This window comes from Streptomyces sp. Ru62 (assembly GCF_002920615.1).
Classification (GTDB): Bacteria; Actinomycetota; Actinomycetes; order Streptomycetales; family Streptomycetaceae; genus Streptomyces.
The window spans coordinates 1-25,012 of sequence record NZ_PQSU01000039.1 but is presented as its reverse complement, the minus strand read 5'-3'; the positions used below and the strand labels follow the sequence as shown (position 1 = coordinate 25,012).

Genomic DNA, 25,012 nt, shown 5'->3' with positions numbered 1-25,012 from the left:
GGTCCGGAGCCGCATGCCGGGACGGCCCCGCACCGCGCAGGGGCGCGCGGCGTCGCGGCGTCAGGGAGCGCCCGGCCCGCGGCGCCACTTCTCGTGCACGACGACCTCGCTCAGGCGCCAGCCCTCGGCGGTGCGCAGGAGCCCGAAGTCGTAGCGGCCGCCGCACACCAGATCCGGGGTGGCCGAGCCGTCGGGCCCGGTGCAGCGCATGGGGTTGAGGTAGTCGGCGCGGACGCGGGCGGTGTCGCCGGTGTCCTGGTCCAGGATGCCGAAGCGGACCTGCCGGTTGACGATCAGGTGCTGGCGCACGGCGAACAGGGTCAGGCTCTCGGCGAGCCAGGCGGCGACCCGGCCGGCGTCGCCCTCGATGCCGCCCGCCGAGCGGTAGTCGGCGCGTCCGTCCGCCGTGAACAGCCCTCGGTACCCCGTCCAGTCGCCGTCGTCCACCGCCACCGCGTACGCGGTGACCAGGTCGTCCACGGCCAGGCGGTCCCTCACGGTCGCGAACTCCGCACGCTGGGTCATCGGCACAGTGTTGGGCACGGCGGGCGCGGAGCCAAGAGGTGTGCGGGGTGAATATTCGGTGGTGCCGGACGGGGCACGCGGCCGAACCTTGAACGGTGAACGAACAGAACGAGCAACTCACCGGCACCGACCCCAGGTTCGGCGTCCGCGCCCGGCACACGGAGACCACGGTCACCGTCTACCAGGCCTACCGCCCCGGGATCGGCCGTGCCGCCGCCCGCACCGGACGATTTCCGTCCGCCTGGAACCGGGACCGGATGACGTGGATCAAGCCGTCGTTCCTGTGGATGATGTACCGCTGCGGCTGGGGCACCAAGGAGAACCAGGAGACGGTCCTGGCCGTCGAGATCGGCCGGGACGGCTTCGAGTGGGCCCTGCGCCACGCCTGCCTGTCCCACTACGTGCCCGCGCTGCACGCGGACCGGGCCGCCTGGAAGGCGGAGATGGCGCGCTGCCCGGCCCGGGTGCAGTGGGACCCGGAGCGGGACCTGCGCCTCGACCCGCTGCCGTACCGGTCGTTGCAGCTCGGCCTCGCCGGGGAGGCGGCGGCCCGGTACGCGGACGAGTGGATCGTCGGCATCGAGGACGTCACGCCACTGGCCACGGAGATCCACGGGCTGGTGCGGGCGGGGGAGCTGGAGCGGGCGAATGGGCTGCTGCCGAAGGAGCGGCCGTATCCGGTGGCCGACGAGGTGCTGGCGCACCTGCGGGCCTAGGGCGACGCCGGGGTGCCGGCGGGGTGCGCCGGGCCGGGTCAGGCCGCCTCGATGACCTGACCGCGGATCGCCTCGGCCCACTCGATCACCAACAGCTCGTACTCCTCGCGCTCCTGGGCCGAAAGGGTGCCGCCCGCACGCAGCCACAGCGCCCGGATCTGCTCGTTCACCTCGGCAGCGGAGCGCACGGAACCAGGGGACGGGGATTGGGGGGACATGCCGACCAGCCTAGGGGCAAGGGCTGACGGTGCGCTACCGCGCGGCTACGCAGAACGTATGGGGTTGGTCACCGGCCGCGGCCGGTCATCCGTTCGTGGCCGCGAACAGCCCGGCGCCCGCGGGGCGTTGCCCAGGTCGTGGGCGGGCCGCCGCGGGCGCGAAGATGTCCGAAACAGAGGTGGTGGCCCGGGCCGTCAGCCCGCCGACTCCGCCGCGTGCGGGCTCAACGCGCCGGCGCCGACCAGGGCGATGATCACCACACCGAGGGCGATGCGGTACCAGACGAACGGCATGAAGCTCTTGTTGGAGATCCACTTCATGAACCACGCGATGACCGCGTATCCCGAGGCGAACGCGATCACCGTCGCGAACAGGGTGGGCGGCCAGTCCACATGGCCCTCGCCGAGCGAGTCCTTCACCTCGAAGGCGCCGGAGGCGAGGACGGCCGGGATGGCGAGCAGGAAGGAGTAGCGGGCCGCGGCCTCGCGCCGGTAGCCCATGAACAGGCCGCCGCTGATGGTCGCGCCGGAGCGGGAGACGCCGGGGATGAGGGCGCAGGCCTGGCAGAGGCCGAAGATCAGGCCGTCCTTGACACCGAGGTTCTCCAGCGACTTGCGCTGCTTGGGCGCCCGGTGCCGGCCGCCGGTCTCGTCGCGGGCCGCCATCCGGTCGGCGATGCCGATGATCACGCCGATGACGATGAGCATGGTGGCGGTGATCCGCAGATCGCGGAACGGCCCCTCGATCTGGTCCTTCAGCGTCACGCCCAGCACCCCGATCGGGATGGAGCCGACGATCACCAGCCAGCCCATCTGCGCGTCGTGGTTGTGCCGCATCGTCCTGTCGAACAGCGAGCGGAACCAGGACGAGATGATCCGGCCGATGTCCTTGCGGAAGTAGATGAGGACCGCGGTCTCCGTGCCGATCTGCGTGATGGCCGTGAAGGCCGCCCCCGGGTCCTTCCAGCCGGAGAACGCCGCGGTCAGCCGCAGGTGCGCGCTGGAGGAGACGGGCAGGAACTCGGTCAGCCCCTGGACGAGTCCGAGGACGAGGGATTCAAACCAAGACATGAAGGTATGGCGTCCAAGCGCTGAGGGATGAAGAGGTGATCATGTGACGGAGGAAGCGTAGCGGGCCCCGCCGACAGCGCGGCGGCGAGGTCCCTCCTACGCGGCCGACGGCCCGGTGACGGTCCAGCCCGGGGTCTGCGGACGGGCCGTCAGGTCCGCGTGGCGCACGGGGTCGCCGCAGGCCTGGCAGGTGACCACCGGCACCAGTTCCTCGCCGCAGCTGTGCTCGACGACCATGGGCAGGTCGACGCCCTTGCGGAGATGCCGGTCGCCCCACTCCTTGAGGGTCATCAGGACGGGCTCCAGTTCCAGCCCGGCCTGCGTGGGCCGGTACTCGAAGCGCTGGGGGCGCTCGCTGTAGAGGCGCTTGGTGAGGATGCCGGCCTCCACGAGGCGGCGCAGCCGGGTGGACAGGATGTCGCGCGGGGCGCCGATGTTGCGCACGAGCTGGTCGAAGCGGCCGTTGCCCAGGCACACCTCCCGCAGGACGAGCAGGGAGTACTTCTCGCCGACGACCGTGAGGGCGTCGGCGATGGAGCAGGGGCGCGAGTCCTTCGTGGCGGCCATGCGGCCCAGTCTAGAGGAGGGTTTGAATTTCCAACCCTAGGGGTTATGGTGGATCCAGATTTCCTACTCACCGGTAACTCGTCCGATCAAGCTGGAGGCCGGCGCCATGCGAGACGCGGTCATCGTCGAAGCCGTACGCACCCCCGTCGGCAAGGGCAAGCCGAACGGCTCCCTCGCCCACGTCCACCCCGTGCAACTCCTCGCCCACACCCTGCGCACCCTGGTCGAGCGCTCCGGCGTCGACCCGGCGCTGATCGACGACGTGATCGGCGGCACCGTCGACCAGGTCGGCGAGCAGGCCATGAACACCACCCGGTACGCCGCGCTCGCCGCCGGCCTCCCCGAGTCCGTCCCGGCGACCACCGTGGACCGCCAGTGCGGCTCCTCCCAGCAGGCCGTCCACTTCGCCGCACAGGGCGTGATCTCGGGCGCGTACGACCTCGTCGTCGCCTGCGGCGTGGAGTCGATGAGCCGGGTGCCGATGTGGTCCAACGTGCCCGAGGGCAAGGACCCGTTCGGGCCCGGTGTCGCCGAGCGCTACCCGGACGGCCTGGTCCCGCAGGGGATCAGCGCCGAACTCATCGCCGCCAAGTGGTCCCTCACACGCGCGCGGATGGACGAGTTCGCCGTCTCCTCGCACCACAAGGCCGCCGCCGCGTGGCGGGCCGGGCTGTTCGACGCCGAGGTCGCCCCGCTCGACGGCGTCGCCCGCGACGAGTGCGTCCGCCCGGACAGCACCCCGGAGATCCTCGCCGGACTCAAGCCCGCGTACTACGACCCCGGCTTCGCCGAGCGCTTCCCGCAGATCGAGTGGAACGTCACCGCGGGCAACGCCAGCCCCATCAACGACGGTGCCTCGGCCGTGCTGATCACCTCCAGCGACACCGCGGCCCGGCTCGGCCTGCGCCCGCTCGCCCGCCTCCACAGCTTCGCCGTGACCGGCTCCGACCCGCTGCTCATGCTCACCGGGGTCGTCCCGGCCACCGAGAAGGTGCTGCGCCGGGCCGGGCTGAAGCTGGACGACATCGACCTGTTCGAGGTCAACGAGGCCTTCTCCAGCGTGGTGCTCGCCTGGCAGCAGGAGACCGGCGCCGACCTCGCCAAGGTCAACGTGCACGGCGGCGCCATCGCCCTCGGGCACCCCCTCGGCGCCAGCGGCACCCGACTGACCACGACCCTGGTCCACGCGATGCGCGAACGCGGCGCCCGCTACGCCCTGCAGACCATGTGCGAGGCGGGCGGACTCGCCAACGCGATGATCCTGGAAGGCGTCTGAGCCCGGGCTCCCGCCGGGGGCCGGACAGGGACAGGCCAGCGCCGAACCGCGCCACGTCGCCCCCCGGGGCGCACTCCGCCCGGACGTCGGCTTCCTGCCCTCGTCGTTCGGGCGGACGTCCTCGCGGTGTCGCAGGGGCCGCCGGTGGTCATCCAGGGCCGCCACCGGGGTGCCCGGCGCCATGCGCGCGGCCTGCGCCCGCCGTGGCCCGCTCACATCGGGGCGGGAGTGGCGCGGTGGGCGTGCCGGGCACGGTGACGGTGCCGGACCACGCGGAAGGCGCTTCCCGGTGGACGGGTGCCGCCGTTCAGCGGTCGCGCAGGTGGTGGCGCTTGCGCCAGGCCACCACCGTGCCCGCCAGTGCGGGTACGGCGATGCAGGCCATCGCGATCAGGAAGGCGGGAGAGGTCGGCGCGGAGGCGCGGGCGCCGGCGACGGCGTAGGCGGCGGTGTTCGGGATCGAGCCGAGACCGGTGGCCAGCAGGAAGGGCAGCCAGCCCATGCGGGAGACGGCGGCGCAGTAGTTCGCCGCCCAGAACGGCACTCCCGGGAAGAGCCGCAGGGCCAGCATGGACCGGAACCCGTGCCGGCTGAGCTGTCCGTCGGCCGCCCGCAGCCAGCGTCCCCGCAGCAGCGGGCGCAACGCGTCCTGCCCGAGCAGCCGGCCCAGTCCGAAGGCCACCCCGGCCCCGAGCACCGTGCCCGTCAGCGCCGTCGCCAGCCCCACCTGCGAGCCGAACAGCGCGCCCGCGGCCAGGTTCAGCAAGGGGCGCGGCACGAACGCCACGGTGCACAGCCCGTACGCCGCGGCGAACACGACGGCCGCCGCGGCCCCGCCGAGCTGCGGCGGCCAGCCGTGCGTCAGCAGCCGCTGCGGCTCGAAGAGCAGCACGCACGCGCCGGCACCCACCAGCAGGGCGACCAACAGCGACAGCCGTGTGTACGGGGACAGCAGCACGCGGGTGCAGCGAGCGGCCGATCCCGGTGGGCGCAGGGGAAGAGCGGGGGCGACGAGCTCCTGGGCGGCGGCCCGGGGAGAGGCCGTGGCGGTGCCAGAGCGGTTGGCATCGAGCATCCGTTGACATTAACCGACGAACGTGTGTGATCGCCGTCAGCTGTGTCCCATGACGGTCACAGCGCCCGGAGGGCGGTGAACGGGAAGCCGAACGAGAAGGGGTCCAGGCGTTCGTGACGCCTGGACCCGTGCCTCACGCGGCGGGCCGGGCCGCGTGCCTCATGCGGCCAGAGCGTGACCGGGGTGCAGGACCACCTTGGTGTAGCCCTCGATCCGCTTGTCGAACTTCTCGTACGCCTGCGGCGCCTGGTCCAGCGGCAGCTCGTGGGAGACCACGAAACTGGGCTTGGCCCGCCCGGCGATGATCATGTCGCGCAGCTGGCGGTTGTACCGCTTGACGTTGCACTGACCGGTGCCCATCTGCTGGCCCTTCTCGAACATCCGGCCGATGGAGACCAGCAGCTGACCGTGCTTGGCGTGCTCGTCGGGGCCGCCGGGGTCCGACGGCACGTACAGACCCGGTACGCCGAGCATGCCCGTCGGCCGTACCGTCTCGACCAACTCGTTGAGGACGATGGCGGGTTCCTCGTGGCTGGCGTCGTGGGCCTGGGCCTGGTAGCCGACGGCGTCGACGCCCTTGTCGGTTCCCTCACCTCCGGTCTGTTCCTTGATCTGTTCCGCCGGGTCGCCCTTGGTGAAGTCGATGGGGATGGCTCCGATCTCCTCCGCCTTGGCCAGCCGCTCGGGCACCCGGTCGACGGAGAAGACCTTCGCCGCACCGCGCAGCAGCGCCGAGTAGGCGGCCATCAGGCCCACCGGCCCGGCGCCGTAGACGGCCACGGACTCACCGGGGGACACCTGGGCGAGTTCGCAACCGTGATAGCCGGTCGGGAAGATGTCGGCGAGCAGCACGAAGTCCGTCTCGAACTCCTCGCCCGGGGGCAGCTTCAGGCAGTTGAAGTCGGCGTACGGCACCCGCAGCCGCTCGGCCTGGCCGCCGATGAACGGCCCCATCGCCACATAGCCGTAGGCCCCGCCGGCGAATCCGGGGTTGACCGTGAGGCAGAACCCGGTCTTCCCGACGAGACAGTTCTTGCAGAATCCGCAGGCGACGTTGAAGGGCATCACGACGCGGTCACCCTCGGACAGGGAGGTCACGCCGTCGCCGACCTCCTCGACGATGCCCAGGTTCTCGTGTCCGAAGACGATGCCCGCCTCGGCCGCCGTGCGGCCCTCGTACATGTGCAGGTCGGACCCGCATATGGCGGTCGACGTGACCCGTACGAGGACGTCGTTGGGGTGCTGGATCTGAGGGTCCTGGACCTCCTTCACCACCACGCTGAAGGGCTCTTCGTAGACGACGGCTTTCACGTCTGTCACCTCCGCGTCGAGCGTCACCCCCCTGTATTCCAGGGAACGCCCCTACGGAAGGGGCCGCAAGCCACGTCGAGATTGATCGATGCATCGAGCATCGAAATCGCGGAAGCGAACGACGCCCGAAAACCATTCGACGCCGGAACATGCCGTCGGCGATGATCGACGGCATGTTCCGGTATGCCTTCCTCGTCGCAGCATCCGCCGTCGCGGGTGCTCCGAAGGCTGCCGTCCCGCACCTCGTGGCCGCCGTCGACGGCGCCCGAAGCTGACCCTCTCCGGATCGTCCGGCGGACCCCGCAGGGGGAGGGTCGGCCGGTTCCCGGGGTCCCGCGTCTTCTGTCACGGCTGAGAGGCTTCGAGGTACAGCCATGTCCAAAACGGCCTACGTGCGCACCAAACCGCACCTGAACATCGGCACCATGGGTCACGTCGACCACGGCAAGACCACCCTGACCGCCGCCATCACCAAGGTCCTCGCCGAGCGCGGCACCGGCACCTTCGTACCGTTCGACCGCATCGACCGCGCCCCGGAGGAGGCCGCCCGCGGCATCACCATCAACATCGCCCACGTCGAGTACGAGACCGACACCCGGCACTACGCCCACGTCGACATGCCGGGCCACGCCGACTACGTCAAGAACATGGTCACCGGAGCCGCCCAGCTCGACGGGGCCATCCTGGTCGTCTCCGCGCTCGACGGGATCATGCCGCAGACCGCCGAACACGTCCTGCTCGCCCGGCAGGTCGGCGTCAACCACATCGTGGTCGCGCTGAACAAGGCCGACGCCGGGGACGAGGAGCTGACCGACCTGGTCGAACTGGAGGTCCGCGACCTGCTCACCACCCAGGGGTACCCGGGCGACGCCGTACCCGTCGTCCGCGTCTCCGGGCTGAGGGCCCTGGAGGGCGACCCGCGCTGGACGGCGTCCGTCGAGGCGCTGCTCGATGCGGTGGACACCTACGTGCCCATGCCGGAGCGGTACCTGGACGCGCCGTTCCTGCTGCCGGTCGAGAACGTGCTCACCATCACCGGGCGGGGCACGGTCGTGACCGGGGCCGTGGAGCGCGGGACCCTCCGGCTGGGCGACCGGGTGGCGGTGCTGGGCGCGGACACCGAGACCGTGGTCACCGGCATCGAGACCTTCGGCAAGCCGATGGAGGAGGCGCAGGCCGGCGACAACGTGGCGCTGCTGCTGCGCGGGGTGCCCCGGGACGCCGTCCGGCGCGGGCACGTGGTCGCGGCGCCGGGCAGTGTGGTGCCGAGCCGGCGGTTCACGGCGCGGGTGTACGTGCTGTCCGCGCGTGAAGGGGGTCGTACGACGCCGGTCGTCAGCGGCTACCGGCCGCAGTTCTACATCAGGACCGCGGACGTCGTGGGCGCCGTGGACCTCGGCGAGGTGGCCGTGGCCCGGCCCGGGGACACGGTCGAGATGAGCGTCGAGCTGGGCCGGGAGGTGCCGTTGGAGCCGGGGCTCGGCTTCGCGATCCGTGAGGGCGGGCGGACCGTGGGAGCGGGGACCGTCGTCGCCGTGGGGTGAGCGGGCGCGGGAGGCGCCGGGGCGAACGGGTGCGGGGATGCGGACGCCGACAATGGAGAGGTGAACGCATCGATACCCGTCACCCGCACCACCGACCACGGCACCGCCAAGCTGATGCCCGATGTCGACCGTGAGCGGGCCTGGCTGCTCACGGTCGACGGGGCACCGCAGTCGTACGTCGACCTCGACGATCCGCAGTACCTGGAGTTCGAGTACGCGCGGCGGCTGGGATACGTCCTGGACACCGTCGCCGAGGCCGGCCGGGCGGTGGACGCGGTGCACCTGGGCGGGGGAGCGCTCACGCTTCCCCGGTACCTCGCCGCCACCCGGCCCGGCTCACGGCAGGACGTGGTCGAGGCCGACCGGGGACTGCTGGAGCTGGTCACCGAGCGGCTGCCGCTGCCGGAGGGCTCCGGCATCACGCTGCACGCGGCCGATGCCCGGGCCTGGCTGGAGGGCGCGCCGGACGACCACGCCGATGTGCTGGTCGCCGATGTGTTCGGCGGGTCCCGGGTGCCGGCGCACCTGACCACGCTCGCCTACGTCCGTGAGGCCGAGCGGGTGCTGCGGGACGGCGGGGTGTACCTGGCCAACCTCGCGGACGCCGCGCCGTTCGCGTTCCTCCGGTCCCAACTGGCCACGCTGGCCGCCGTGTTCGAGGAGCTGGCGCTGATCGCGGAGCCGGCCGTACTGCGCGGGCGGCGGTTCGGGAACGCGGTGGTCGTGGCCTCGCACCGGTCGCTGGACACCGCCGCGCCGGCCCGGCGCGCCGCGGCGGACGCCTTCCCGGCGCGGGTCGAACACGGCGCGGCGGTGCGGGAGTTCATCGGTGCGGCGCGGCCGGTCGAGGAGGCCGACGCCGTACCCTCACCCGAGCCCCCCGACGGGGCGTTCGGCATCGGCTGACGGCGCCGGGGAACCGGCGACCGGATGCGTGCGGCGGGTGAGATCCCGGACGTCCGGGACCAGCAGCACCAGGACGGTGACCAGGACCACCAGACCGGCGCAGCCCCACAGGGCGGCCGTGCGGCCGACGGCGTCCTCGGCCGGGCCGGCCAGGGCCGTGGCGAGCGGCATGAGGGAGACCGAGCCGAACCAGTCGTAGGCCGAGACCCGGGAGAGCTTGTCCTCGGGGATCTCCTGGTGCAGCGCGGTCATCCAGGAGACGCCGAACACCTCCACCGTCGTACCCGCGACGAACATCACCCCGTACAGCACGCCCGCCGGCACCGGCACGGCCAGCGCGGCCCCCGGCAGGGCCAGCGGGAAGACGCACAGCGTGCCGGCGAGCAGCAGACGGCGGGGCTTCCAGCGGGTCATCAGCAGGGCACCGGCCACCGTGCCCGCTCCGAACGCGGCCAGGGCCAGGCCCCAGGGGCCCGCGCCGCCCAGGCTGTCCCGGGCGACGAGGGGGCCGTAGACCGCGTCGGCCGCGCCGACCACCGCGTTGGCGATCGAGAACTGCACGACGATGCCCCACAGCCAGGGCCGGCCGGTGAACTCCCGCCATCCCTCGCGGAGATCGGCCAGCATGCCCCCGCCCGGCGCGCGCGGCCGGATGTGGCCGACGTCGAGGAAGGAGCGCAGTGCGGCGGCGACGGCGAAGGCCGCCGCGTCGAGGGCGAGCACCCAGCCGGGGCCGACGGCCGCGACCAGGGCGCCGCCCAGTGCCGCACCGCCGAGGGCCGCGCCCTGGGTGGCCATGCGGAAGACGGCGAACGCCCGGCCCGCCTGTTCGCCCTCCACGGAGGACATCAGCATGCCCTCCGCGGCGGGGCCGAAGAACGCCTGACCGGTGCCGCCGAGCGCGGTGAGCAGCATCATCTGCCACAGCCGGGGCTCACCGGCGAGGACCAGGGCCGCGAACGCCGCCTGGGAGAGACAGTTGAGCGTGTTGGCGGCGACCATCACCCGGTGCCGGGGAAGCCGGTCCGCGACCGCGCCGCCGATGAGCAGGAAGACCACCAGCGGCAGGGTGCGGGACGCGGCCACCAGGCCGACGTCCCCGCCGTCGCCGCCCGACTCCAGCACGGCGAACGCGGCGGCGATCAGTGAGCCGTTCGCGCCGAGGCTCGTCACGATCGCGGCCGCGGTCAGCAGGGAGTAGTTGCGACCCGCCCAGGCTGGTCGACGGGGGCGGGCGGGGGAGCCGGAGGTCTGCGTCACCGGCCGACTGTCCCCGCCCGGCTCCCGCTGTGCCAAGTGGGTTTGCGGACGTCGTGGGGGTCATTCCGCGATCGGGTCGCCGTGCAGCCGTACCGTGCTGAGGATCTTGTTCATCGTCGCGTCGGGCACCTCGTCCTTGACGCCCTTCGCGCCGTAGAACGTCCACGAGACGAAGCTGCCCGTGGAGTTCTTGAAGGCGAACGTGGTGGCCTTGCCGTCGGTGTCGCACTTGTTCTTCTTCGGCACGCCGATGACGTACGACGTCGCGACGCTGCCCTTCACGCCCGACGCCGTAGTGAAGGACTTCGCCTTGCCGATGCGCAGGTACTTCTTGGCGGCCTCGGACTGGTCGGTGTAGCCGCCGAAGGCGAAGGTGGCCGAGTCGCCGCGGGCGATGCTCGCGGTGTCCTTGGCGCCGTTCTCGCCCTTCGTGCCGCCGGCCGCGAGCGCGTGCGACTCCTTGGTGCCGTTCTCCTCGGAGGTGCAGTAGTCCGGCTTCAGGAACGTGGTGCCGGAGAAGCCGATGTAGGCGGAGCCGTCGCCCTTCGTCTCGTCCTCGAAGAAGGAGAAGACGCCGGGCCGCTCCACCTCCCAGTCGGCGGGTACGTCGAAGGCCGTGCCGTACTTGGGGTTGACCACGACCTTCCAGCCCGCCACGGTCGGCTCCTCGGTCTCGTTGCCGCGCGGGTCGCCGCTCGCGGACGACGTGGGCGAGGCGGGCCCGGTGGCCGTCGGCGACGGGCTCGTGTGCTGTCCGCCCTTGCCGTTGTCCGCCTCATCGTCCTTCGAACCGCCCAGGACCAGATAGCCGGTCACGGCGGCGGTGACGACGACCGCCGTGGCCGCGACGATCGCGACGAGCTTGGTGCGGCCGCCACCGCCCTGCGGGGGCTGGGGCACGGGCGCGCCGGGGGGCTGCCCCGGCTGCCCCCACTGCGGCTGCTGTCCGTACGGGCCGGCCTGCGGCTGCTGTCCGTAGGGGCCCGTCTGCGGCTGCTGACCGTAGGGCTCGGCCTGCGGGTACTGCTGGTAGCCGGGCTGCTGGTACGGGTTCGGCTGCTGGTAACCGGGCTGCTGATACGGGTTGTTCTGCTGGTTCTGCTGGTTCTGCTGCGGGTTGGGCGCGCCCCCTGGCGGCTGCTGATCTGGCCACATGGCCAGTAACCCTAGTGGCTTCCCTGGTCAGGCTCGGCTACTCGTGAGTAACATGCTGGTCATGAGCGCAGACCAGATGTCGATCGGCGACATGCTCGCCGCCACCGTGCCCATGGCCCGGACCCTCAACCTGGAGTTCCTTCAGACCGCGCCCGACAAGGCCGTGGTCCGCCTGCCGGACCAGAGCGCGTACCACAACCACGTGGGCGGCCCGCACGCCGGTGCGATGTTCACCCTCGGGGAGTCGGCCAGCGGTGCCATCGTGCTGGCCGCCTTCGGGGACCAGCTCTCGCGCGCCGTGCCGCTCGCCGTACGGGCGGAGATCGCCTACAAGAAGCTGGCCATGGGCGTCGTCACCGCCACGGCGACGCTGGGCCGCCCGGCCGCCGAGGTCGTCGCCGAACTGGACGCCGGACAGCGCCCCGAGTTCCCGGTGTCGGTCGAGATCCGGCGCGCGGACGGTGCCGTGACCGGCGAGATGACCGTCGTGTGGACCCTCCGCCCGAACGACCGGCAGAAGTGAGCCCCGCGCCCCGCTCCCGGCATGCCGGAGCAGGGCGCCGGTCGCGCGGCTGATCGCGTGCCGAGCTTGCCGGGGACGGCCGTTCGCGGCCGTCCCCCGCCGCGGTGACGCCTCCGGGCCGGACCGTCGCGGGAGGCCGGGGACCTGATGGTCCACGGGCCGCGCCAGGGCGCGTACTTGGGACAAGCCGCTCAGAGATTCTCGACGGCCTTGCCCTCGGGAACGCGCTGGAAGAACAGTCCGCCACCGGCGGGGTTTGCCACCAGAAACGAGCGACGCGCGGGTTCCGCGCAGTCGAAGGTGGCCTGGGACTGTTTGATCGAGGACATCGGCGCCCCATGGCAGGGGCCTCAGTTGCCCGGCTTCCGGCGGGGAACTCGACGGCTGATCGGGGGCCGGTTCGGGGATACCAGCGGTAACCTTCGCGCGTCGAACGGAATTTGCCGCCGAAGGCATTCTTGCTCCTTGTTTCCCGTGAGTCGCCTGTGCCAAGGTGAGCCTCCCCACGGGAGGGCAAAGGCAGACGGTGTCGACGTCAAGGCCGGCCCTTCAGGTATGCACCAATCAGGCACTGCTTTCCCGCAGGACCCGCCCCCCACATGCGGTCCCGCGGCTGGAAAGGAAATGGTTCCGTGCAGTCCTCTCACCCCCCACGCCCGCCCTATCCGCCCCTGCCCGGCCCGGCCGGGGAGTCCGACCGCTCCCTCGTCGCCCGGCTGAACGGCCCGGACGACGTCCGCCACCACGCCGTCGCGCTGCTGCTCGCCCGGCACTGGCGGGCCACCCGCGACTACGCCGTGATCTGCCTGGCCGTCGCCGGGCCCACCGCCCAGCAGGTGGCCACCGCCGCCTTCCACCGGGTGCTCGGCCGTGCGGCGGGCGGCGTGATCGGCGGCGCCCTGCGCCCGCGGCTGCTGGTCGCCGTCCGTGACACCGTCCGCGCCTGGGCCGCGGACGAGGCCGCCCGCATCGTCCTGCCGGAATTGCGCAAAACCACGGGAGGGCGCGGACTGGGTGCCACAAAGCCTGGACCGCCGGAAAGCAGGCAGCTCGCCGCCCGCGCATTCCGGGCCCTTCCCGGCGCCGCGCAATGCCTTCTCTGGCACACCGAGGTCGAAGCCGAACCCATAAACATACCCGCTGGTCTGTCGGGGATCGACACGGCCACCGCGACAACTGCCCTGGACCAGGCGCGCGAGCAATTCCGCGCCGGTTGCGTACGCGCGCACCGTGAACTCGCGCCCAGCAAGGAATGCCGCTTCCTCAACCGGCTCCTCGACGTCCCCATCCGGCGCGGCGGCGTCCTGCTGCCGGACGTGCGCCGGCATCTGACGGTCTGCGCCCACTGCCGGTACGCCGCCGAACAACTCGGCCTCTTCGACGGTGGCCTGCCCCTGCTGCTCGCCGAGACCGTGCTCGGCTGGGGAGCCCGCCGCTACCTCGACTCCCGCCCCGGCCGCGGTGTCCAGGGGGAGTGGCCGCCCTCGCCGGTCACGTCGGCCGCACCCGCGGTCACCGGCGGCCGGCACCGCACGGAACCCGGGCAGCGCCACCGCAAGGCCCTCGCCGTCGGCGTCGGACTCACCTCGCTCGCGCTGCTCGCCACCGTCCTCGTGATCCGGGGCCGGTCGGACGACAACGGTGTCCCCGGTCCCGGCGCCACCTGGGGTGCCCCGGTCGGCGGCACCACACGGCCGAGCGGCCCCGGCGTCCGCCCCGCCACTCCACCCTCCGCCGCCTCCGCCGCGACCTCCGCCGGCGCACCCGTCGAGGTCGCCCACGGTGCTCTGCGTGGCCTGGCCTCCGGGCTCTGCCTGGACGTGCGCGGCGACCGGATCACCCCGGGCGCGGGCGTCCGCCTCGCCCCGTGCTCGGCGGCGGCCTCGCAGCAGTGGTCGTACCGGGACGACGGTCTGCTGCACAGCGCCGCCGACCCCACCCTGTGCCTCGCCGCCGACCCCCGGACGAAGAGCGTCACGATGGCCGGCTGCGTCGTGGCCGCCGGGGAGGTGTCGTACGACGTCACGGTCCGTGGCGAGATCCTGCTCCGCCGACACCACGAGTCGGCCCTGACACCGGCCTCCGACCGTCCCGGTGCGCGGGTCGAGCTCGGCCGACGTGACGGGTCGGCGAAGCAGAGGTGGGTGCTGGGGGCGGGCTTGGACACGGGTGCGGCGGCGCCTCCTGGTTCCCGGTCGGACGGCTTCGGTGCCGGGGTGGACGGGTTGGGTGCGGGTCCGCGGGGTTTCGGTGCCGAGACATCCGGTTCCGGTGTAGCCGGGTCGGGTGCGGGATCGCGGGGTTTCGGTGCCGAGGTGGATGGGCCGGGTGCGGGGCCGCGGGGATTCGGTGCGGGGGTGGATGGGCCGGGTGCGGGGCCGCGGGGATTCGGTGCGGGGGCGGACGGTCCGGGTGCCGGGCCGCGGGGATTCGGTGCGGGGGCGGACGGTTCGGGTGCCGGGCCGCAGGGAATCGGCGCTGGATCGGCGGGACCGGCCGTGCCCGGTCGGCCGGGCGAGCGCGGCGAGTGCAGTGGGTCCGGCGGGTCCGGAGTGCTCGGTGCCGGGCGGCCGGAGGAGTCGAAAGGTGGTGCCGGACAAACCCGAGGGCGCCTCGTCGACGCCCGAGTCGGATGGGCGGGTGGGGGAGCCGGGTTCGCCGGGCCGACGGCACCGGTCATGGCGCGCCCCGGCACGAACACCTGCGACGACGCCTCGTCGACGCCCGAGTCGGATGGGCGGGTGGGAAGACGGGTTCACAACACCCCCGCCCGGATCAGCGCCGACAACACCACCGCCCCCGGCAGCAACGGCACCCAGTCCGACAGCACCCGGTACCCGATCACGGTAGCCGTCGCCACCGCGGGCTCCGCGCCGAACGTGACCAGCGTCCACACCAGCGCCGCGTCGACCGCCAGCCCGCCCGGCGCCGGCACCGCCCCGACCGCCGTGCCCGCGGCCAGATAGGCGAGCACCACCTGCTCCCACGGCAGGCCCAGCCCGAGGGAGGCCCCGACACAGGCCAGCGTGCCGGCCTGCACCAGCGGCATGGCGACCGCCCCGCCCCACAGGGCGAGCACCCGGGAGGGGCGGGAGTGCACCACGCGCACGTCGGCCAGGGCGGAGCGCAGCAACCCGGTCACCGGCCGCCGTAACGGCCGTACGACCGTCAGCAGCACCCCCGCCACCGCGACCGCCCCGCCCGCGACGGCGGCGAGCGGAACCAGCAGCCGCCCGTCCGGGACCAGGTCCCCGAGGCTCCGCCAGGCCGGGGAGAGTGCCAGGAACACCAGCAGGACCAGCGTCTTCGCCGTGGACCTGGCCAGCGAGTACAGCCCGATCGACGCGGTCGCCCGCTCCAGCGGCACCCCCCGGCCGCGTAGAAAGCGCAGGGTGACCGCGTGGGCACCGAGCCCGGCCGGGAGCGCGTGGTTGGCGGCGCCGGCCGCGAACTGCGAGGCCAGCAGCAGCCCCGCCGGCAGCCGGTCGGGCAGGGCGCCCTGCCGGGCGCAGGAGGCGGCCACCCAGGTCAGACAGGTGAAACCGGCTCCGGCCAGCAGCCAGCCCGGGTCGGCCGCGACCAGCCGCCGTACCCCCTCGTACACCACGGGCCGGTTGACCACGGCCCAGCCGGCGGCGAGCAGCAGGGGGGCCAGGCACAGGGCCAGCCGTACCGGCCGGGCGGACATCCGGGACGCGGGGCGGTCCGGTGGCGTGGCCCCGGCACAGGGATCCGGGGCCGGCGCGGCGGACCCCGGGCAGGGCGTCGCGGCCGGGGGGAGCGAGCGGGACGGGGACAGTGAGGACACGGGGACGTCGTCCTTCCACGGCGGGCCCCACGGGGGGCCTGGGGGAGGCGGGCCGGGCGGAACCGCGGAGAGCCTTCCCCTCCCGCGTGACACCGGGATGGCCGGAAACGTAAGGGGCGAGGGCGGGACGGTGCCGCGGGCCGGGCGCGGGCAAGCGGCCGTTCACCGCCGACCAGGTAGCCTTCCCTTGGGGCGCGCTTTGCATGCGACGACCCGGCGGGCAAGGACAGCGACAGGGGAGGACCGGCGGTGCACGTCCAGGAATGGCTCGACTCGGTGCCGGCGGCCGCCGTCTACGCCGTGGTGGCTCTGGTGATCGGTCTGGAGAGCCTGGGCATCCCGCTGCCGGGGGAGATCATCCTGGTCTCGGCGGCGCTGATGTCCTCCCAGCACTCGGGCGTCAACCCGGTCGTCCTCGGTGCCTGCGCGACCGCGGGCGCGGTGATCGGCGACTCCATCGGCTACGCCATCGGCCGCAAGGGCGGACGCCCGCTGCTGGCCTGGCTCGGCAAGAAGTTCCCACGTCACTTCAGCGAGGGCCATGTGGCCACCGCCGAGCGGTCCTTCGAGAAGTGGGGCATGTGGGCGGTCTTCTTCGGCCGCTTCGTCGCGCTGCTGCGCATCTTCGCCGGTCCCCTCGCGGGCGTCCTGCACATGCCGTACTGGAAGTTCCTCATCGCCAACGTCCTCGGCGGCATCTGCTGGGCCGGCGGCACGACGGCCGTCATCTACTACGTGGGCATCGTCGCCGAGGACTGGCTGAAGCGCTTCTCGTACGTGGGCCTCGCGGTGGCGGTGCTGATCGGCCTGGCCTCCATGCTGATCCTCAGGCGCAAGGCGAAGAAGGCCCAGCCGGACCAGCGGGAAGCGGAACCGGTGAGCGCCGGGGAGTGACCGGCACGCGCCGGCGAACCCTACTCGTGCACCCCCCGGTGCGCCTTGCCCAACTCGGCGTACAGGGTGCCGTTGAGCGTGACCCCCTCCCGCTCCTCCTCGGAGAGGGGCCGCTTCACCTTCGCCGGCACCCCCGCCACCAGCGACCCGGCCGGCACCACCATCCCCTGCGGCACCAGCGCCTGGGCCGCGACCAGCGAGCCCGCGCCGATCACCGCCCCGTTGAGCACGGTCGCCCCCATCCCGATGAGGCAGTCGTCCTCGACGGTCGCCCCGTGGACCACCGCGTTGTGCCCGATGGAGACCCGCTCCCCGACGGTGACGGGGAACCCGGGATCGGCGTGCAGGGTGACGTTGTCCTGCACATTGGCCCGTGCCCCCACGGTGATCTTCTCGACGTCGCCGCGCACCACGGCCCCGTACCAGACACTGGCCCCCGCGTGCAGGGTGACGTCCCCGATCACGGACGCCGTGGGCGCCACGAACGCCTCCGGATCGATGCGCGGTTCCTTGCCCCCGATACCCACGATCAGCGCCTTGTGCGTCATCACCGTCTCCTCGTGTCAGCGGTACCCGGCACCGTACGACACCCGGTGGGGCAAAGATCACAGCGGCCCGCCCTCTCCGCCGGAAGCAACCGGTGAGTAACGTGACCCCGTGCCGAAGCGCAAGAACACGTTCTCGTCCTGGCGACAGGGCCTCGCCCAGCGAGCCGTACACGCGGCCTGGTCCTGGATGCAGCGCCACGGGTCCGTCACGGCCGAACGCCCCGCGGGCTACCGTTTCGGCTCCATCGGCGAGGCCACCCGGCTGGCCTTCCCGCTCGGCACGGTCTTCGGCGAGCCGTGGATCCGGCTCGGCTCCCACTGCATCATCGCCGAGCAGGTCACCCTCACCGCGGGCCTGATGCCCGACCTGGACCTCGGCCCGGAGCCGATCCTGCGCATCGGCGACGGCGTGGTCCTCGGCCGCGGCAGCCATGTCATCGCGGACACCACTGTCACCATCGGCAGCGACTGCTACTTCGGCCCGTACGTCTACGTCACCTCCACCAACCACTCCTACGACGACCCGCACGAGCCCATCGGCAGGCAGTGGCCGCGGATGGAGCCGGTCGAGATCGGCCCGGGCTGCTGGATCGGCACCGGCGCGGTGATCCTGCCGGGCGCGCGGATCGGCCGGAACGTGGTCGTGGCGGCCGGCGCGGTGGTGCGGGGCACGGTGCCCGACCACGCGGTGGTGGCGGGCGCGCCCGCCAGGGTCGTACGGCGCTGGACGCCCGACGAGGGCTGGCAGCCGCCGTTGCGGACCCCCGCCCCGGTGCCGATCCCGGACGGCATGACGCCGGGGCAGCTGCGGGCGCTCGCGCATCTGGACGAGGACGCGGTGGCCCGGCTCGCCGCGCTGGAGCCCGAGGGCTGACGCGGGCCGGCTCAGCCGGTCGCCAGCAGCAGCGTGCCGAGCAGGGCCAAGCCCGCTCCCGCCGCCTGGATCGCGCGCAGCCGCTCGCTGAGGAAGCCACGCGCGGCCAGCGCGGTCACCACCGGATACAGCGAGGCCAGCACGGCCGCGACGGTGACCGGGCCGTTCCGGGCGGCGACGGCGTAGGTGCCGTTGGCCGCGACGTCGGCGAGTCCGACGAAGGCCAGCGCGGGCAGGGACGCCCAGGGGAAGCCGCTCTCCGGGAGGGCGGTGCCGCCGCGCCGGACGGAGACGGCGAGCGCGGCCCCGCCCACCGCGACATTGGTCAGCCGCTGCACGAACAGGGCGAGGAACAGCCCCGTCACATTGGTGGAGGCCTCCGTGATCAGTGCGAAGACCGTGCCGAAGCCGAGCGCCGCGACCAGGGTGAGCAGGATCGCGCGCCGCTGCACGGACGCGCCCCGCAGTTGCGGGCCGCCGGCGAGGACGACCCCGGTGACGGCGACCGCGATGCCCGCGGCCTGGAGCAGCCCCGGCCGCTCGCCGAGGGCGAGGCCGACGCCGAGGGGGACGGCGACGCTGAGGGTGGCGAGGGGGGAGACGACACCCATGGGGCCGAGGGCGAGCGCCTGGTAGAAGGAGAGCAGGGCCACCGGTCCGACCAGGCCCGCCGCGAACGCGAACCACAGCCGGGGCCCGGCCTCGCCCCAGCCGCCCGTGGCCGGCACGATCGCGCCCAGGACGGCCGCCGCCACGGCCTGCGAGACCACCACGACCGTGAGCGCGGGGGTACGACGGGTCAGCAGTCCGCCACCGAAGTCGGCCAGCCCCCACAGCAGACTGGTGGTCAGGGCGAAGAACGCTGTCACGGCCGGCCTCGCAGTACAGTTCGGTGAACGATCAGGTGCAATCACCGTAATGCAGTTCATTGAACTGAGCTATCAATTATATTGAACTTCCCGGATATTGGACCCAACGTGTCGGACCTCGACCTGCTGACCCAGTCCCTGGCGCGCAACGTGAAGCGGTGGCGCACCGAACGCGGCTTCACCCTGGACGCGCTCGCCGCCCGCGCGGGGGTCAGCCGCGGCATGCTCATCCAGATCGAGCAGGCCCGGACGAACCCCAGTATCGGAACCGTCGTCAAGATCGGTGACGCGCTCGGCGTCAGCGTCACCACGCTGCTCGACTACGAACAGGGCCCCAAGGTGCGCATCGTCCCCGCCGAGCAGGCCGTACGGCTGTGGCACACCGAGGCCGGCAGCTACAACCGCCTGCTGGCGGGAACGGAGGCGCCCGGCCCGCTGGAGATGTGGGACTGGCGGCTGATGCCCGGCGAGCGGAGCCCGTCCGACCCGCATCCGGCGGGCACGGTGGAACTCGTCCACGTCACCGCCGGTGAACTGACGCTCACCGTCGACGGGGTGAAGCACCTGGTGCCGGCCGGGGCGAGCGCCACGTTCGAGGCGAGTACGCCGCACACGTACGGCAACGAGGGTGCGGAACCCATGGAGATGGTGATGGCCGTCTCGGTGCCGCCGGTGCGCTGAACCGCGCCGGAAGGGGCTGCTAGCGTGCGGCCATGCGCGCACCCATCGGAGACTTCGACACCGCCGTTCCGGCACCGGACCGCCTGGAGGAGCTGACCGCTCCCGTCGCCGACGCCGTACGCGACTGGCAGGGCGCGGTCCCGGCCGACCGGATCCTGTACGTCGACACCGAGCCGCAGTGGGCCGACACGGCCGTCTTCGTGGAGCACTACGGCCGGGACCTGCTGGAGCGGTCGGCGAACTGTGTGGTGGTCGCCGGCAAGCGGGCCGGCGAGACCACGCTGGCCGCCTGTGTGGTGCTCTCCACCACCCGGGTCGACGTCAACGGGGTCGTCCGGCGCCAACTGGGCGCCCGCAAGGCCTCCTTCGCCTCCATGGAGACGGCGACCGGCGAGACCGGCATGGAGTACGGCGGCATCACCCCGCTCGGCCTGCCCACCGGCTGGCCGGTCCTGCTGGACTCGGCCGTCGTCGACCTGCCCTACGTCCTGGTGGGCAGCGGCCGCCGCCGCGGCAAGCTCCTGGTCCCCGGCAAGGCCCTGGCCGAGCTGCCCGGCGCGGTGGTGCTGGACGGCCTGGGCGTCGCCTGACCCCTCGGCCGGCCCGTCGCCCGGTCCCGCGCCGGCGCGGCTCACGTCGTCGCGTGGTGCGCCAGTGTCAGGTGGGGGTCCGCCTCTCCCGGGAGCGGGGCCGGGTCGGCGTGGACCAGGGCGGCCGTCAGGCGCGGTACCGCGTGGAGCAGGGCGTGCTCGGTCTCGACGGCGATCGCGTGGGCCTGGCGCAGTGTCGCCTCGCCGTCCACCACCACCGTGAGCTCGGCCCGCAGGCGGTGCCCGATCCAGCGCAGGCGCAGCTCGCCCACCTCACGCACCCCCGCCACCTCGCGCACCGCGCGCTCGGCCCGGTCCACCAGTGCCGGGTCGACGGCGTCCAGCATCCGCCGGAACACCTCCCGCCCCGCGTCCCGCAGCACCAGCACGATCGCGGCCGTGATCGCCAGCCCCACGAGCGGGTCGGCCAGGTGCCACCCCAGTGCCGACCCGCCGGCGCCCAGCAGCACGGCCAGCGAGGTGAACCCGTCGGTACGCGCGTGCAGCCCGTCGGCGACGAGCGCGGCCGAGCCGATCTCCCGGCCCACCCGGATCCGGTACCGGGCCACCCACTCGTTGCCGGCGAAGCCGAGCAGCGCGGCCAGCGCGACCGCCGGCACCTGCGCGACCGGTCGCGGGTCGAGCAGCCGGCCGACGGCCGCCCACGCGGCGAACGCCGCCGACGCGGCGATGGTCAGCACGATCACCAGCCCCGCGAGATCCTCGGCACGGCCGTACCCGTAGGTGAACCGGCGGGTCGCCGCCCGGCGGCCCAGCACGAAGGCGATGCCGAGGGGGACGGCGGTCAGCGCGTCGGCCGCGTTGTGCACCGTGTCCCCGAGGAGCGCCACCGATCCGGACACGGCCACCACGGCCGCCTGGGCCAGCGCGGTCGCCCCCAGTACGGCCAGCGACAACCACAGCGCGCGCGTGCCGCGCACCGAGGATTCCAGCGCCTGATCCAGTTTCCCGGCGGTCTCGTGGGAGTGCGGGGTGAGGAGATGGGCCAGGCGGTGGCGCAGGCGGGGGCTGCCGTGCGCATGCTCGTGCGGGCCGTGCCGGTGCGGACCGTGCTCACGCGGGCCGTGCTCATGAGGGCCGTGCTCATGAGGGTGATGAGGGTGCCGGTCGCTCACGTCGATCCCCTTCCGGTGGGCGGGAGTGGACGCACGGCGCCCACGGAGCCATTATGTGCGTATGAGCGCACGCATGCACCTGTCACCTGCGCACCATGCGCACGAGCGCAGCCCGGGCGAGGAGCAGTTCGCGCTCGCCGCCGAACTCCTCGCCCTGCTCGGCGACCGCACCCGGCTCGCCCTGCTGCACACCCTGGCGGCCGGCGAGGCCGACGTCAGCACGCTCACCGAGGCGTGCGGCGCCGCGAGGCCGGCCGTCAGCCAGCACCTGGCCCGGCTGCGACTGGCCGGAGTGGTGGACACCCGCAAGGAGGGCCGCCGGGTGATCTACTCACTGCGCCACGGACACGTGCGGCGCCTGGTGGAGGAGGCTCTCAGGACGGCCGACCACCGCCTCGCCGAAGGGGGCGGCGAGGCGGGGCGCTGACCGGTTCAGAAGGCGCGGGCCGTCCCGAGGTACTGCTCGGCGAAGGCCGCCGCCGCGACCGGTGAGGTGAATATCCGGCGCAGCCGGGCCAGTGTGGTGCCGGCGCGGTAGGGGTCGCCCGAGGAGGTGCCGTGGTAGATCCCGGACAGCCACTCCGAGAACTCCTGGTAGTCCCACACCCGCCGCAGGCACGCGTCCGAGTAGCCGTCCAGCCCCGTGGCGTCGCCCCTGGTCAGCCGGGCGACGAGGCCGTCACCGAGCAGGAACGCGTCGTGCAGGGCCAGGTTCATGCCCTTCGCGGCGATCGGCGCGACGAGGTGTGCGGCGTCGCCGGCCAGGAAGAGCCGGCCGAACACCATCGGCTCCACCACGTAGTTGTGCATGTCCAGCACCCGCTTCTCCAGCAGCCGGCCCTCCGTCAGCGTCGGGCGGTCCGCCGCCCGCAGCCGCCGCTGGAGCTCGGCCCAGACGCGCTCGTGCGACCAGGAGTCCGGGTCGTCGCCGGGCGGGCACTGAAGGTAGTAGCGGGTCAGTTCGGGGCTGCGCGGCATGTGCCCGGCGAACCCGTCCGGGTGCATGCCGAACAGCACGCGGTCCGAGGACGGCGGCGCCTCGGCCAGCAGCGCCAGCCAGCCGATGCCGTAGTCGTGCCGGGAGATCCGCGCCCGTGGCGGCAGTGCGGCCCGGCTCGCCCCGCGCGCCCCGTCACAGCCGGCCACGAAATCGCACGTCACCAGGTGCCGTTGACCGCTGTCCGGGTCGGTGTACGAGACGGCGGGCCGGTCCGAGTCCAGGTCGTGCAGGCGTACGTCCCGCACCCCGAAGCGGATGTCCCCGCCGCGCACGTCGGCGTACTCGCGCACGAGATCGGTCACGAGCAACGGCTGGGGGTAGACCCAGTGGTGGTGTCCCGTCAGCTCCGTGTAGGCGAAGCGGTGACCGCGGCCGTCGAAGCGGAACTCGCACTCGGTGTGCCGCTCGGCGTGCTTGGACAGGTCACCGGCCAGGCCGCGTCGTTCGAGGCCGCGTACGGCCCGTTCCTCGATCACGCCGGCGCGCGGCCGCTGTTCGATGAACGCTCGGCTCTCGGTCTCCAGGACCAGGCAGTCGACACCTGCGGCGCGCAGGATGTTGCCGACGGTCAGGCCGGCCGGTCCGGCGCCGATGACGACGACCGGACGGTGCGTGGGGGAAGGGGATGTGGGATGGGGGGAAGGAGGCGTCACGCGGGGCATTATGACGGTGTCCCGTCAACCGGTCGGCCGCCGGGACACCGTGGATGAGCAGGACACCTCTCCGCGCGCGGACGCGGTCAGTGCGCGGGCGCGTCCGTCACCACGACCTCGTCGATGCTCCGCTCGATCGCCCCGGGCCGGGACGCGGTGCCCGTGGCCCAGCAGAGCTGTCGACGGCCGGGAGAATGTCAGTATTCAGCACCGAATGGCGAGAAGAAGGTGAGACAGGCTAGTTCAGGCGGGGGATCTCGATCGCCGGGCACCGGTCCATCACCATCTCCAGGCCCGCCGCCCGGGTCCGCTCGTAGGCGGCCTCGTCGACGACCCCCAGCTGGAACCACACCGCCCGCGCGCCCTTCGCCACGGCCTCGTCCGCCACCGCGCCGGCCAGGTCGCTGTTGACGAAGACGTCCACCACGTCCACGTCGAAGGGGATGTCCGCGAGGGAGGCGTAACCCTGCTCCCCGTGCACCGTCTCGGCCTTCGGGTGCACCGGCACGATCCGCTTGCCGAACCGCTGGAGCACCCGCGCCACCCCGTAGGCGGGCCGGTTCTGGTTCGAGGACAGGCCCACCACCGCCCAGGTGTCACCCAGCTCGGTCAGGATCCTGCGGATCGTCGCGTCGTCGCCGTACATCGGCCGCCTCCTCGGGCTGCGGGAAACTGTGCGTCGGAGCAACATCGCCGCGGCGGGTGTGGATTCCCGCCGTACCCCCGCCACGCTGTCCGGAATCGGCGCAAGCCGCTGCATACGGGCGCCCGCCCGCCTACGCTCACCCCGTGCTGCGCATTCTCGACGCCAGAACCGGTGAGCCCGTCCCCGCCGCGCCCGCCCGCCGCGGCCTGACCCGTATCGAGACCCACGCCCGTGGCCTCGACCCGACGGCCCTGCGGGTGCTGCTCACCGCGGATCTGCTGGTACGGGCGCTGGAACTGGGCGGAACCCCGGTCTGGACGATCCTGACGGCCCCCCGCGACCAGCCGGAACTCCGCACAGCCGCCACTCACCTCGCCGTCCGCCCCTTCGAGGACGACCGCGACCTCGCGTCCGGACTGGGCGAGGCCCAGGTGATCCACGTCGCGGGGTGGCCTACGACGGGTACGGCGGGCGGGTCGGAGGTGGCGCCGGGGGAGTCGCATGAGGGGCTGGTGCAGGGCGGGCCTCCGGGCGAGTCGGCCGAGGGAGCGGCGCCTGCCCCGGCACGGGAGGAGAGCGGCGAAGGCCCGTCGGCCGCGGTGCCGCGGGGCGAGCGGGCCGAGGGCCCGGCGCCAAGGGCTGGGTGGGCCGGGGATTCGGTGCGGAGCTTGGTGCCGGGGGCGCGGGGTGAGGGGCCGCTGGCCGCCGTCGCCCCGGTGGAGTGGGTCGGGGCGCAGCCGTCGCTCCCGGCGCTGCTCGGCGACCCCGCCGCGCTGCGGCTCGCCCTGCTCTCCGTCCCCCGGCACCAGCCCGCGAGGCTCGACGGCAGCGCCCTGGACCGGGCCGCCGGGCAGCTCGCGGACTGGCGGCGGGCCGTGGCCGGATGGGCGCGGCATCCCTCGCGGCCGGTGCCGGAGCCGGTGCGCGGACGGTTGCGCGCCGCCTGGGAGAACGATCTCGACCTGCCGGGGGTGCTCGACGTGCTGCGGGACGTGGCGTGCGCCCCGGACCTCACGGACGGAGCCCGCTTCGAGACGTACGCCTACGCCGACCGTCTGCTCGCGCTCGACCTGGCGCACGACCTCGGGAGCCCCGCGTGAAGCCCGGCGGCCGTGGGTCGGCTGCGGCGGCTGGTGGTGTTGCGGTGGGCCGGGTCCGGGTGGTCT

Annotated in this window: 26 protein-coding genes and 1 pseudogene; 12 read left to right on the top strand and 15 right to left on the bottom strand. The window is 73.2% G+C overall.

What is annotated here, in order from left to right; all coding sequences use genetic code 11:
* Nucleotides 1–60: 60 nt before the first annotated feature.
* Nucleotides 61–525, bottom strand: a complete 465-nt coding sequence (locus C3492_RS37260; RefSeq protein WP_181140751.1) for a nuclear transport factor 2 family protein — start codon at nt 523–525, stop codon at nt 61–63.
* A gap of 95 nt (nt 526–620) precedes the next feature.
* On the opposite strand from C3492_RS37260, the gene C3492_RS37255 reads away from it, so the two are divergent.
* Nucleotides 621–1,241, top strand: coding sequence for a DUF4291 domain-containing protein (locus C3492_RS37255; protein ID WP_103817040.1), 621 nt, complete (start codon nt 621–623; stop codon nt 1,239–1,241).
* A gap of 38 nt (nt 1,242–1,279) precedes the next feature.
* On the opposite strand, the gene C3492_RS37250 is transcribed toward C3492_RS37255, so the two are convergent.
* From C3492_RS37250 to C3492_RS37240, 3 genes are all read right to left on the bottom strand, one after another.
* Nucleotides 1,280–1,459 carry a hypothetical protein gene (locus C3492_RS37250; protein ID WP_103817039.1) on the bottom strand — a complete coding sequence of 60 codons (180 nt, stop codon included), beginning with the start codon at nt 1,457–1,459 and terminating at the stop codon, nt 1,280–1,282.
* Nucleotides 1,460–1,654: 195 nt separating this feature from the next.
* Nucleotides 1,655–2,530, bottom strand: coding sequence for an undecaprenyl-diphosphate phosphatase (locus C3492_RS37245; protein WP_103817038.1), 876 nt, complete (start codon nt 2,528–2,530; stop codon nt 1,655–1,657).
* 96 nt (nt 2,531–2,626) lie between these two features.
* Nucleotides 2,627–3,097, bottom strand: a complete 471-nt coding sequence (locus tag C3492_RS37240) for a helix-turn-helix domain-containing protein (protein ID WP_103817037.1) — start codon at nt 3,095–3,097, stop codon at nt 2,627–2,629.
* A gap of 106 nt (nt 3,098–3,203) precedes the next feature.
* Here C3492_RS37240 and C3492_RS37235 point away from each other — a divergent pair, with 106 nt between their 5' ends.
* A complete protein-coding gene (locus C3492_RS37235; RefSeq protein WP_103817036.1) occupies nt 3,204–4,373 on the top strand; it encodes a thiolase family protein in 1,170 nt (389 codons plus the stop codon).
* Between the two features lie 307 nt (nt 4,374–4,680).
* Here C3492_RS37235 and C3492_RS37230 read toward each other — a convergent pair whose 3' ends face one another.
* On the bottom strand, nt 4,681–5,448 hold the full coding sequence (locus C3492_RS37230; protein WP_103817035.1) for a TVP38/TMEM64 family protein: 768 nt from the start codon (nt 5,446–5,448) through the stop codon (nt 4,681–4,683).
* A 159-nt stretch (nt 5,449–5,607) separates the two neighbouring features.
* The gene (locus tag C3492_RS37225; protein WP_103817087.1) at nt 5,608–6,759 is read right to left on the bottom strand and encodes a glutathione-independent formaldehyde dehydrogenase; all 1,152 of its coding nucleotides are present in this window, start codon (nt 6,757–6,759) and stop codon (nt 5,608–5,610) included.
* Nucleotides 6,760–7,133: 374 nt separating this feature from the next.
* On the opposite strand from C3492_RS37225, the gene tuf reads away from it, so the two are divergent.
* Both tuf and C3492_RS37215 read left to right on the top strand, forming a co-directional pair.
* Nucleotides 7,134–8,303, top strand: a complete 1,170-nt coding sequence (tuf, locus tag C3492_RS37220; RefSeq protein ID WP_103817034.1) for an elongation factor Tu — start codon at nt 7,134–7,136, stop codon at nt 8,301–8,303.
* 60 nt (nt 8,304–8,363) lie between these two features.
* Nucleotides 8,364–9,209, top strand: a complete 846-nt coding sequence (locus C3492_RS37215; RefSeq protein ID WP_103817033.1) for a spermidine synthase — start codon at nt 8,364–8,366, stop codon at nt 9,207–9,209.
* On the opposite strand, the gene C3492_RS37210 is transcribed toward C3492_RS37215, so the two are convergent.
* Both C3492_RS37210 and C3492_RS37205 read right to left on the bottom strand, forming a co-directional pair.
* Nucleotides 9,171–10,469 carry an MFS transporter gene (locus C3492_RS37210; protein ID WP_103817032.1) on the bottom strand — a complete coding sequence of 433 codons (1,299 nt, stop codon included), beginning with the start codon at nt 10,467–10,469 and terminating at the stop codon, nt 9,171–9,173. The two genes, C3492_RS37215 and C3492_RS37210, sit on opposite strands and share 39 nt — an antisense overlap.
* Nucleotides 10,470–10,529: 60 nt before the next feature.
* Entirely contained in the window at nt 10,530–11,624 is a 1,095-nt protein-coding gene (locus tag C3492_RS37205) for a hypothetical protein (protein ID WP_103817031.1), read from the bottom strand.
* Nucleotides 11,625–11,685: 61 nt separating this feature from the next.
* On the opposite strand from C3492_RS37205, the gene C3492_RS37200 reads away from it, so the two are divergent.
* Entirely contained in the window at nt 11,686–12,147 is a 462-nt protein-coding gene (locus C3492_RS37200; RefSeq protein ID WP_181140750.1) for a DUF4442 domain-containing protein, read from the top strand.
* A 191-nt stretch (nt 12,148–12,338) separates the two neighbouring features.
* Here the strand turns inward: C3492_RS37200 and C3492_RS44335 are convergent, their stop codons facing one another.
* Nucleotides 12,339–12,476 (bottom strand): hypothetical protein, encoded by a 138-nt coding sequence (locus tag C3492_RS44335; RefSeq protein WP_181140749.1) that lies wholly within the window; start codon nt 12,474–12,476, stop codon nt 12,339–12,341.
* Between the two features lie 270 nt (nt 12,477–12,746).
* Here C3492_RS44335 and C3492_RS37195 point away from each other — a divergent pair.
* Nucleotides 12,747–14,279, top strand: a pseudogene (locus C3492_RS37195) (RICIN domain-containing protein); the annotation flags it as partial.
* A 623-nt stretch (nt 14,280–14,902) separates the two neighbouring features.
* Here C3492_RS37195 and C3492_RS37190 read toward each other — a convergent pair.
* Entirely contained in the window at nt 14,903–15,955 is a 1,053-nt protein-coding gene (locus C3492_RS37190; RefSeq protein WP_103817029.1) for a lysylphosphatidylglycerol synthase transmembrane domain-containing protein, read from the bottom strand.
* Nucleotides 15,956–16,204: 249 nt separating this feature from the next.
* Between C3492_RS37190 and C3492_RS37185 the strand changes: the two genes are divergently transcribed.
* Complete coding sequence (locus tag C3492_RS37185; RefSeq protein WP_103817028.1) at nt 16,205–16,849, top strand: DedA family protein; 645 nt, start codon at nt 16,205–16,207, stop codon at nt 16,847–16,849.
* A gap of 20 nt (nt 16,850–16,869) precedes the next feature.
* Here C3492_RS37185 and C3492_RS37180 read toward each other — a convergent pair whose 3' ends face one another.
* Nucleotides 16,870–17,397: a gamma carbonic anhydrase family protein gene (locus tag C3492_RS37180; protein WP_103817027.1), complete on the bottom strand. Its 528-nt coding sequence runs from the start codon at nt 17,395–17,397 to the stop codon at nt 16,870–16,872.
* A 109-nt stretch (nt 17,398–17,506) separates the two neighbouring features.
* Here C3492_RS37180 and C3492_RS37175 point away from each other — a divergent pair, with 109 nt between their 5' ends.
* On the top strand, nt 17,507–18,271 hold the full coding sequence (locus C3492_RS37175; protein WP_103817026.1) for an acyltransferase: 765 nt from the start codon (nt 17,507–17,509) through the stop codon (nt 18,269–18,271).
* Nucleotides 18,272–18,282: 11 nt separating this feature from the next.
* On the opposite strand, the gene C3492_RS37170 is transcribed toward C3492_RS37175, so the two are convergent.
* Nucleotides 18,283–19,140, bottom strand: coding sequence for an EamA family transporter (locus tag C3492_RS37170; protein WP_103817025.1), 858 nt, complete (start codon nt 19,138–19,140; stop codon nt 18,283–18,285).
* Nucleotides 19,141–19,248: 108 nt separating this feature from the next.
* Here C3492_RS37170 and C3492_RS37165 point away from each other — a divergent pair, with 108 nt between their 5' ends.
* Both C3492_RS37165 and C3492_RS37160 read left to right on the top strand, forming a co-directional pair.
* On the top strand, nt 19,249–19,821 hold the full coding sequence (locus C3492_RS37165; RefSeq protein WP_103817024.1) for a helix-turn-helix domain-containing protein: 573 nt from the start codon (nt 19,249–19,251) through the stop codon (nt 19,819–19,821).
* Between the two features lie 32 nt (nt 19,822–19,853).
* A complete protein-coding gene (locus C3492_RS37160) occupies nt 19,854–20,411 on the top strand; it encodes a YbaK/EbsC family protein (protein WP_103817023.1) in 558 nt (185 codons plus the stop codon).
* A gap of 41 nt (nt 20,412–20,452) precedes the next feature.
* Here the strand turns inward: C3492_RS37160 and C3492_RS37155 are convergent, their stop codons facing one another.
* Nucleotides 20,453–21,547 (bottom strand): cation diffusion facilitator family transporter, encoded by a 1,095-nt coding sequence (locus C3492_RS37155; protein ID WP_103817022.1) that lies wholly within the window; start codon nt 21,545–21,547, stop codon nt 20,453–20,455.
* A gap of 61 nt (nt 21,548–21,608) precedes the next feature.
* Here C3492_RS37155 and C3492_RS37150 point away from each other — a divergent pair, with 61 nt between their 5' ends.
* Nucleotides 21,609–21,974, top strand: coding sequence for a metalloregulator ArsR/SmtB family transcription factor (locus tag C3492_RS37150; protein ID WP_258056134.1), 366 nt, complete (start codon nt 21,609–21,611; stop codon nt 21,972–21,974).
* Between the two features lie 5 nt (nt 21,975–21,979).
* Here C3492_RS37150 and C3492_RS37145 read toward each other — a convergent pair whose 3' ends face one another.
* Nucleotides 21,980–23,209 carry a 4-hydroxybenzoate 3-monooxygenase gene (locus C3492_RS37145; protein WP_181140748.1) on the bottom strand — a complete coding sequence of 410 codons (1,230 nt, stop codon included), beginning with the start codon at nt 23,207–23,209 and terminating at the stop codon, nt 21,980–21,982.
* 229 nt (nt 23,210–23,438) lie between these two features.
* The gene (locus C3492_RS37140; protein WP_103817021.1) at nt 23,439–23,846 is read right to left on the bottom strand and encodes a CoA-binding protein; all 408 of its coding nucleotides are present in this window, start codon (nt 23,844–23,846) and stop codon (nt 23,439–23,441) included.
* A 143-nt stretch (nt 23,847–23,989) separates the two neighbouring features.
* Between C3492_RS37140 and C3492_RS46355 the strand changes: the two genes are divergently transcribed.
* The gene (locus C3492_RS46355) at nt 23,990–24,946 is read left to right on the top strand and encodes a hypothetical protein (RefSeq protein ID WP_258056133.1); all 957 of its coding nucleotides are present in this window, start codon (nt 23,990–23,992) and stop codon (nt 24,944–24,946) included.
* The last annotated feature ends 66 nt before the right edge of the window (nt 24,947–25,012 follow it).

Bases quoted from the DNA above. Each gene is read 5' to 3' on its own strand.
- C3492_RS37235 (WP_103817036.1), top strand. From the start codon at position 3,204: ATGCGAGACGCGGTCATCGTCGAAGCCGTACGCACCCCCGTCGGCAAG.
- C3492_RS37150 (WP_258056134.1), top strand. From the start codon at position 21,609: ATGAGCGCACGCATGCACCTGTCACCTGCGCACCATGCGCACGAGCGC.
- C3492_RS37180 (WP_103817027.1), bottom strand. From the start codon at position 17,397: ATGACGCACAAGGCGCTGATCGTGGGTATCGGGGGCAAGGAACCGCGC.
- C3492_RS37205 (WP_103817031.1), bottom strand. From the start codon at position 11,624: ATGTGGCCAGATCAGCAGCCGCCAGGGGGCGCGCCCAACCCGCAGCAG.
- C3492_RS37250 (WP_103817039.1), bottom strand. From the start codon at position 1,459: ATGTCCCCCCAATCCCCGTCCCCTGGTTCCGTGCGCTCCGCTGCCGAG.
- C3492_RS37160 (WP_103817023.1), top strand. From the start codon at position 19,854: ATGCGCGCACCCATCGGAGACTTCGACACCGCCGTTCCGGCACCGGAC.
- C3492_RS37245 (WP_103817038.1), bottom strand. From the start codon at position 2,530: ATGTCTTGGTTTGAATCCCTCGTCCTCGGACTCGTCCAGGGGCTGACC.
- C3492_RS37200 (WP_181140750.1), top strand. From the start codon at position 11,686: ATGAGCGCAGACCAGATGTCGATCGGCGACATGCTCGCCGCCACCGTG.
- tuf (WP_103817034.1), top strand. From the start codon at position 7,134: ATGTCCAAAACGGCCTACGTGCGCACCAAACCGCACCTGAACATCGGC.
- C3492_RS37230 (WP_103817035.1), bottom strand. From the start codon at position 5,448: ATGCTCGATGCCAACCGCTCTGGCACCGCCACGGCCTCTCCCCGGGCC.
- C3492_RS44335 (WP_181140749.1), bottom strand. From the start codon at position 12,476: ATGTCCTCGATCAAACAGTCCCAGGCCACCTTCGACTGCGCGGAACCC.
- C3492_RS37140 (WP_103817021.1), bottom strand. From the start codon at position 23,846: ATGTACGGCGACGACGCGACGATCCGCAGGATCCTGACCGAGCTGGGT.
- C3492_RS37145 (WP_181140748.1), bottom strand. From the start codon at position 23,209: ATGCCCCGCGTGACGCCTCCTTCCCCCCATCCCACATCCCCTTCCCCC.
- C3492_RS37240 (WP_103817037.1), bottom strand. From the start codon at position 3,097: ATGGCCGCCACGAAGGACTCGCGCCCCTGCTCCATCGCCGACGCCCTC.
- C3492_RS37260 (WP_181140751.1), bottom strand. From the start codon at position 525: ATGACCCAGCGTGCGGAGTTCGCGACCGTGAGGGACCGCCTGGCCGTG.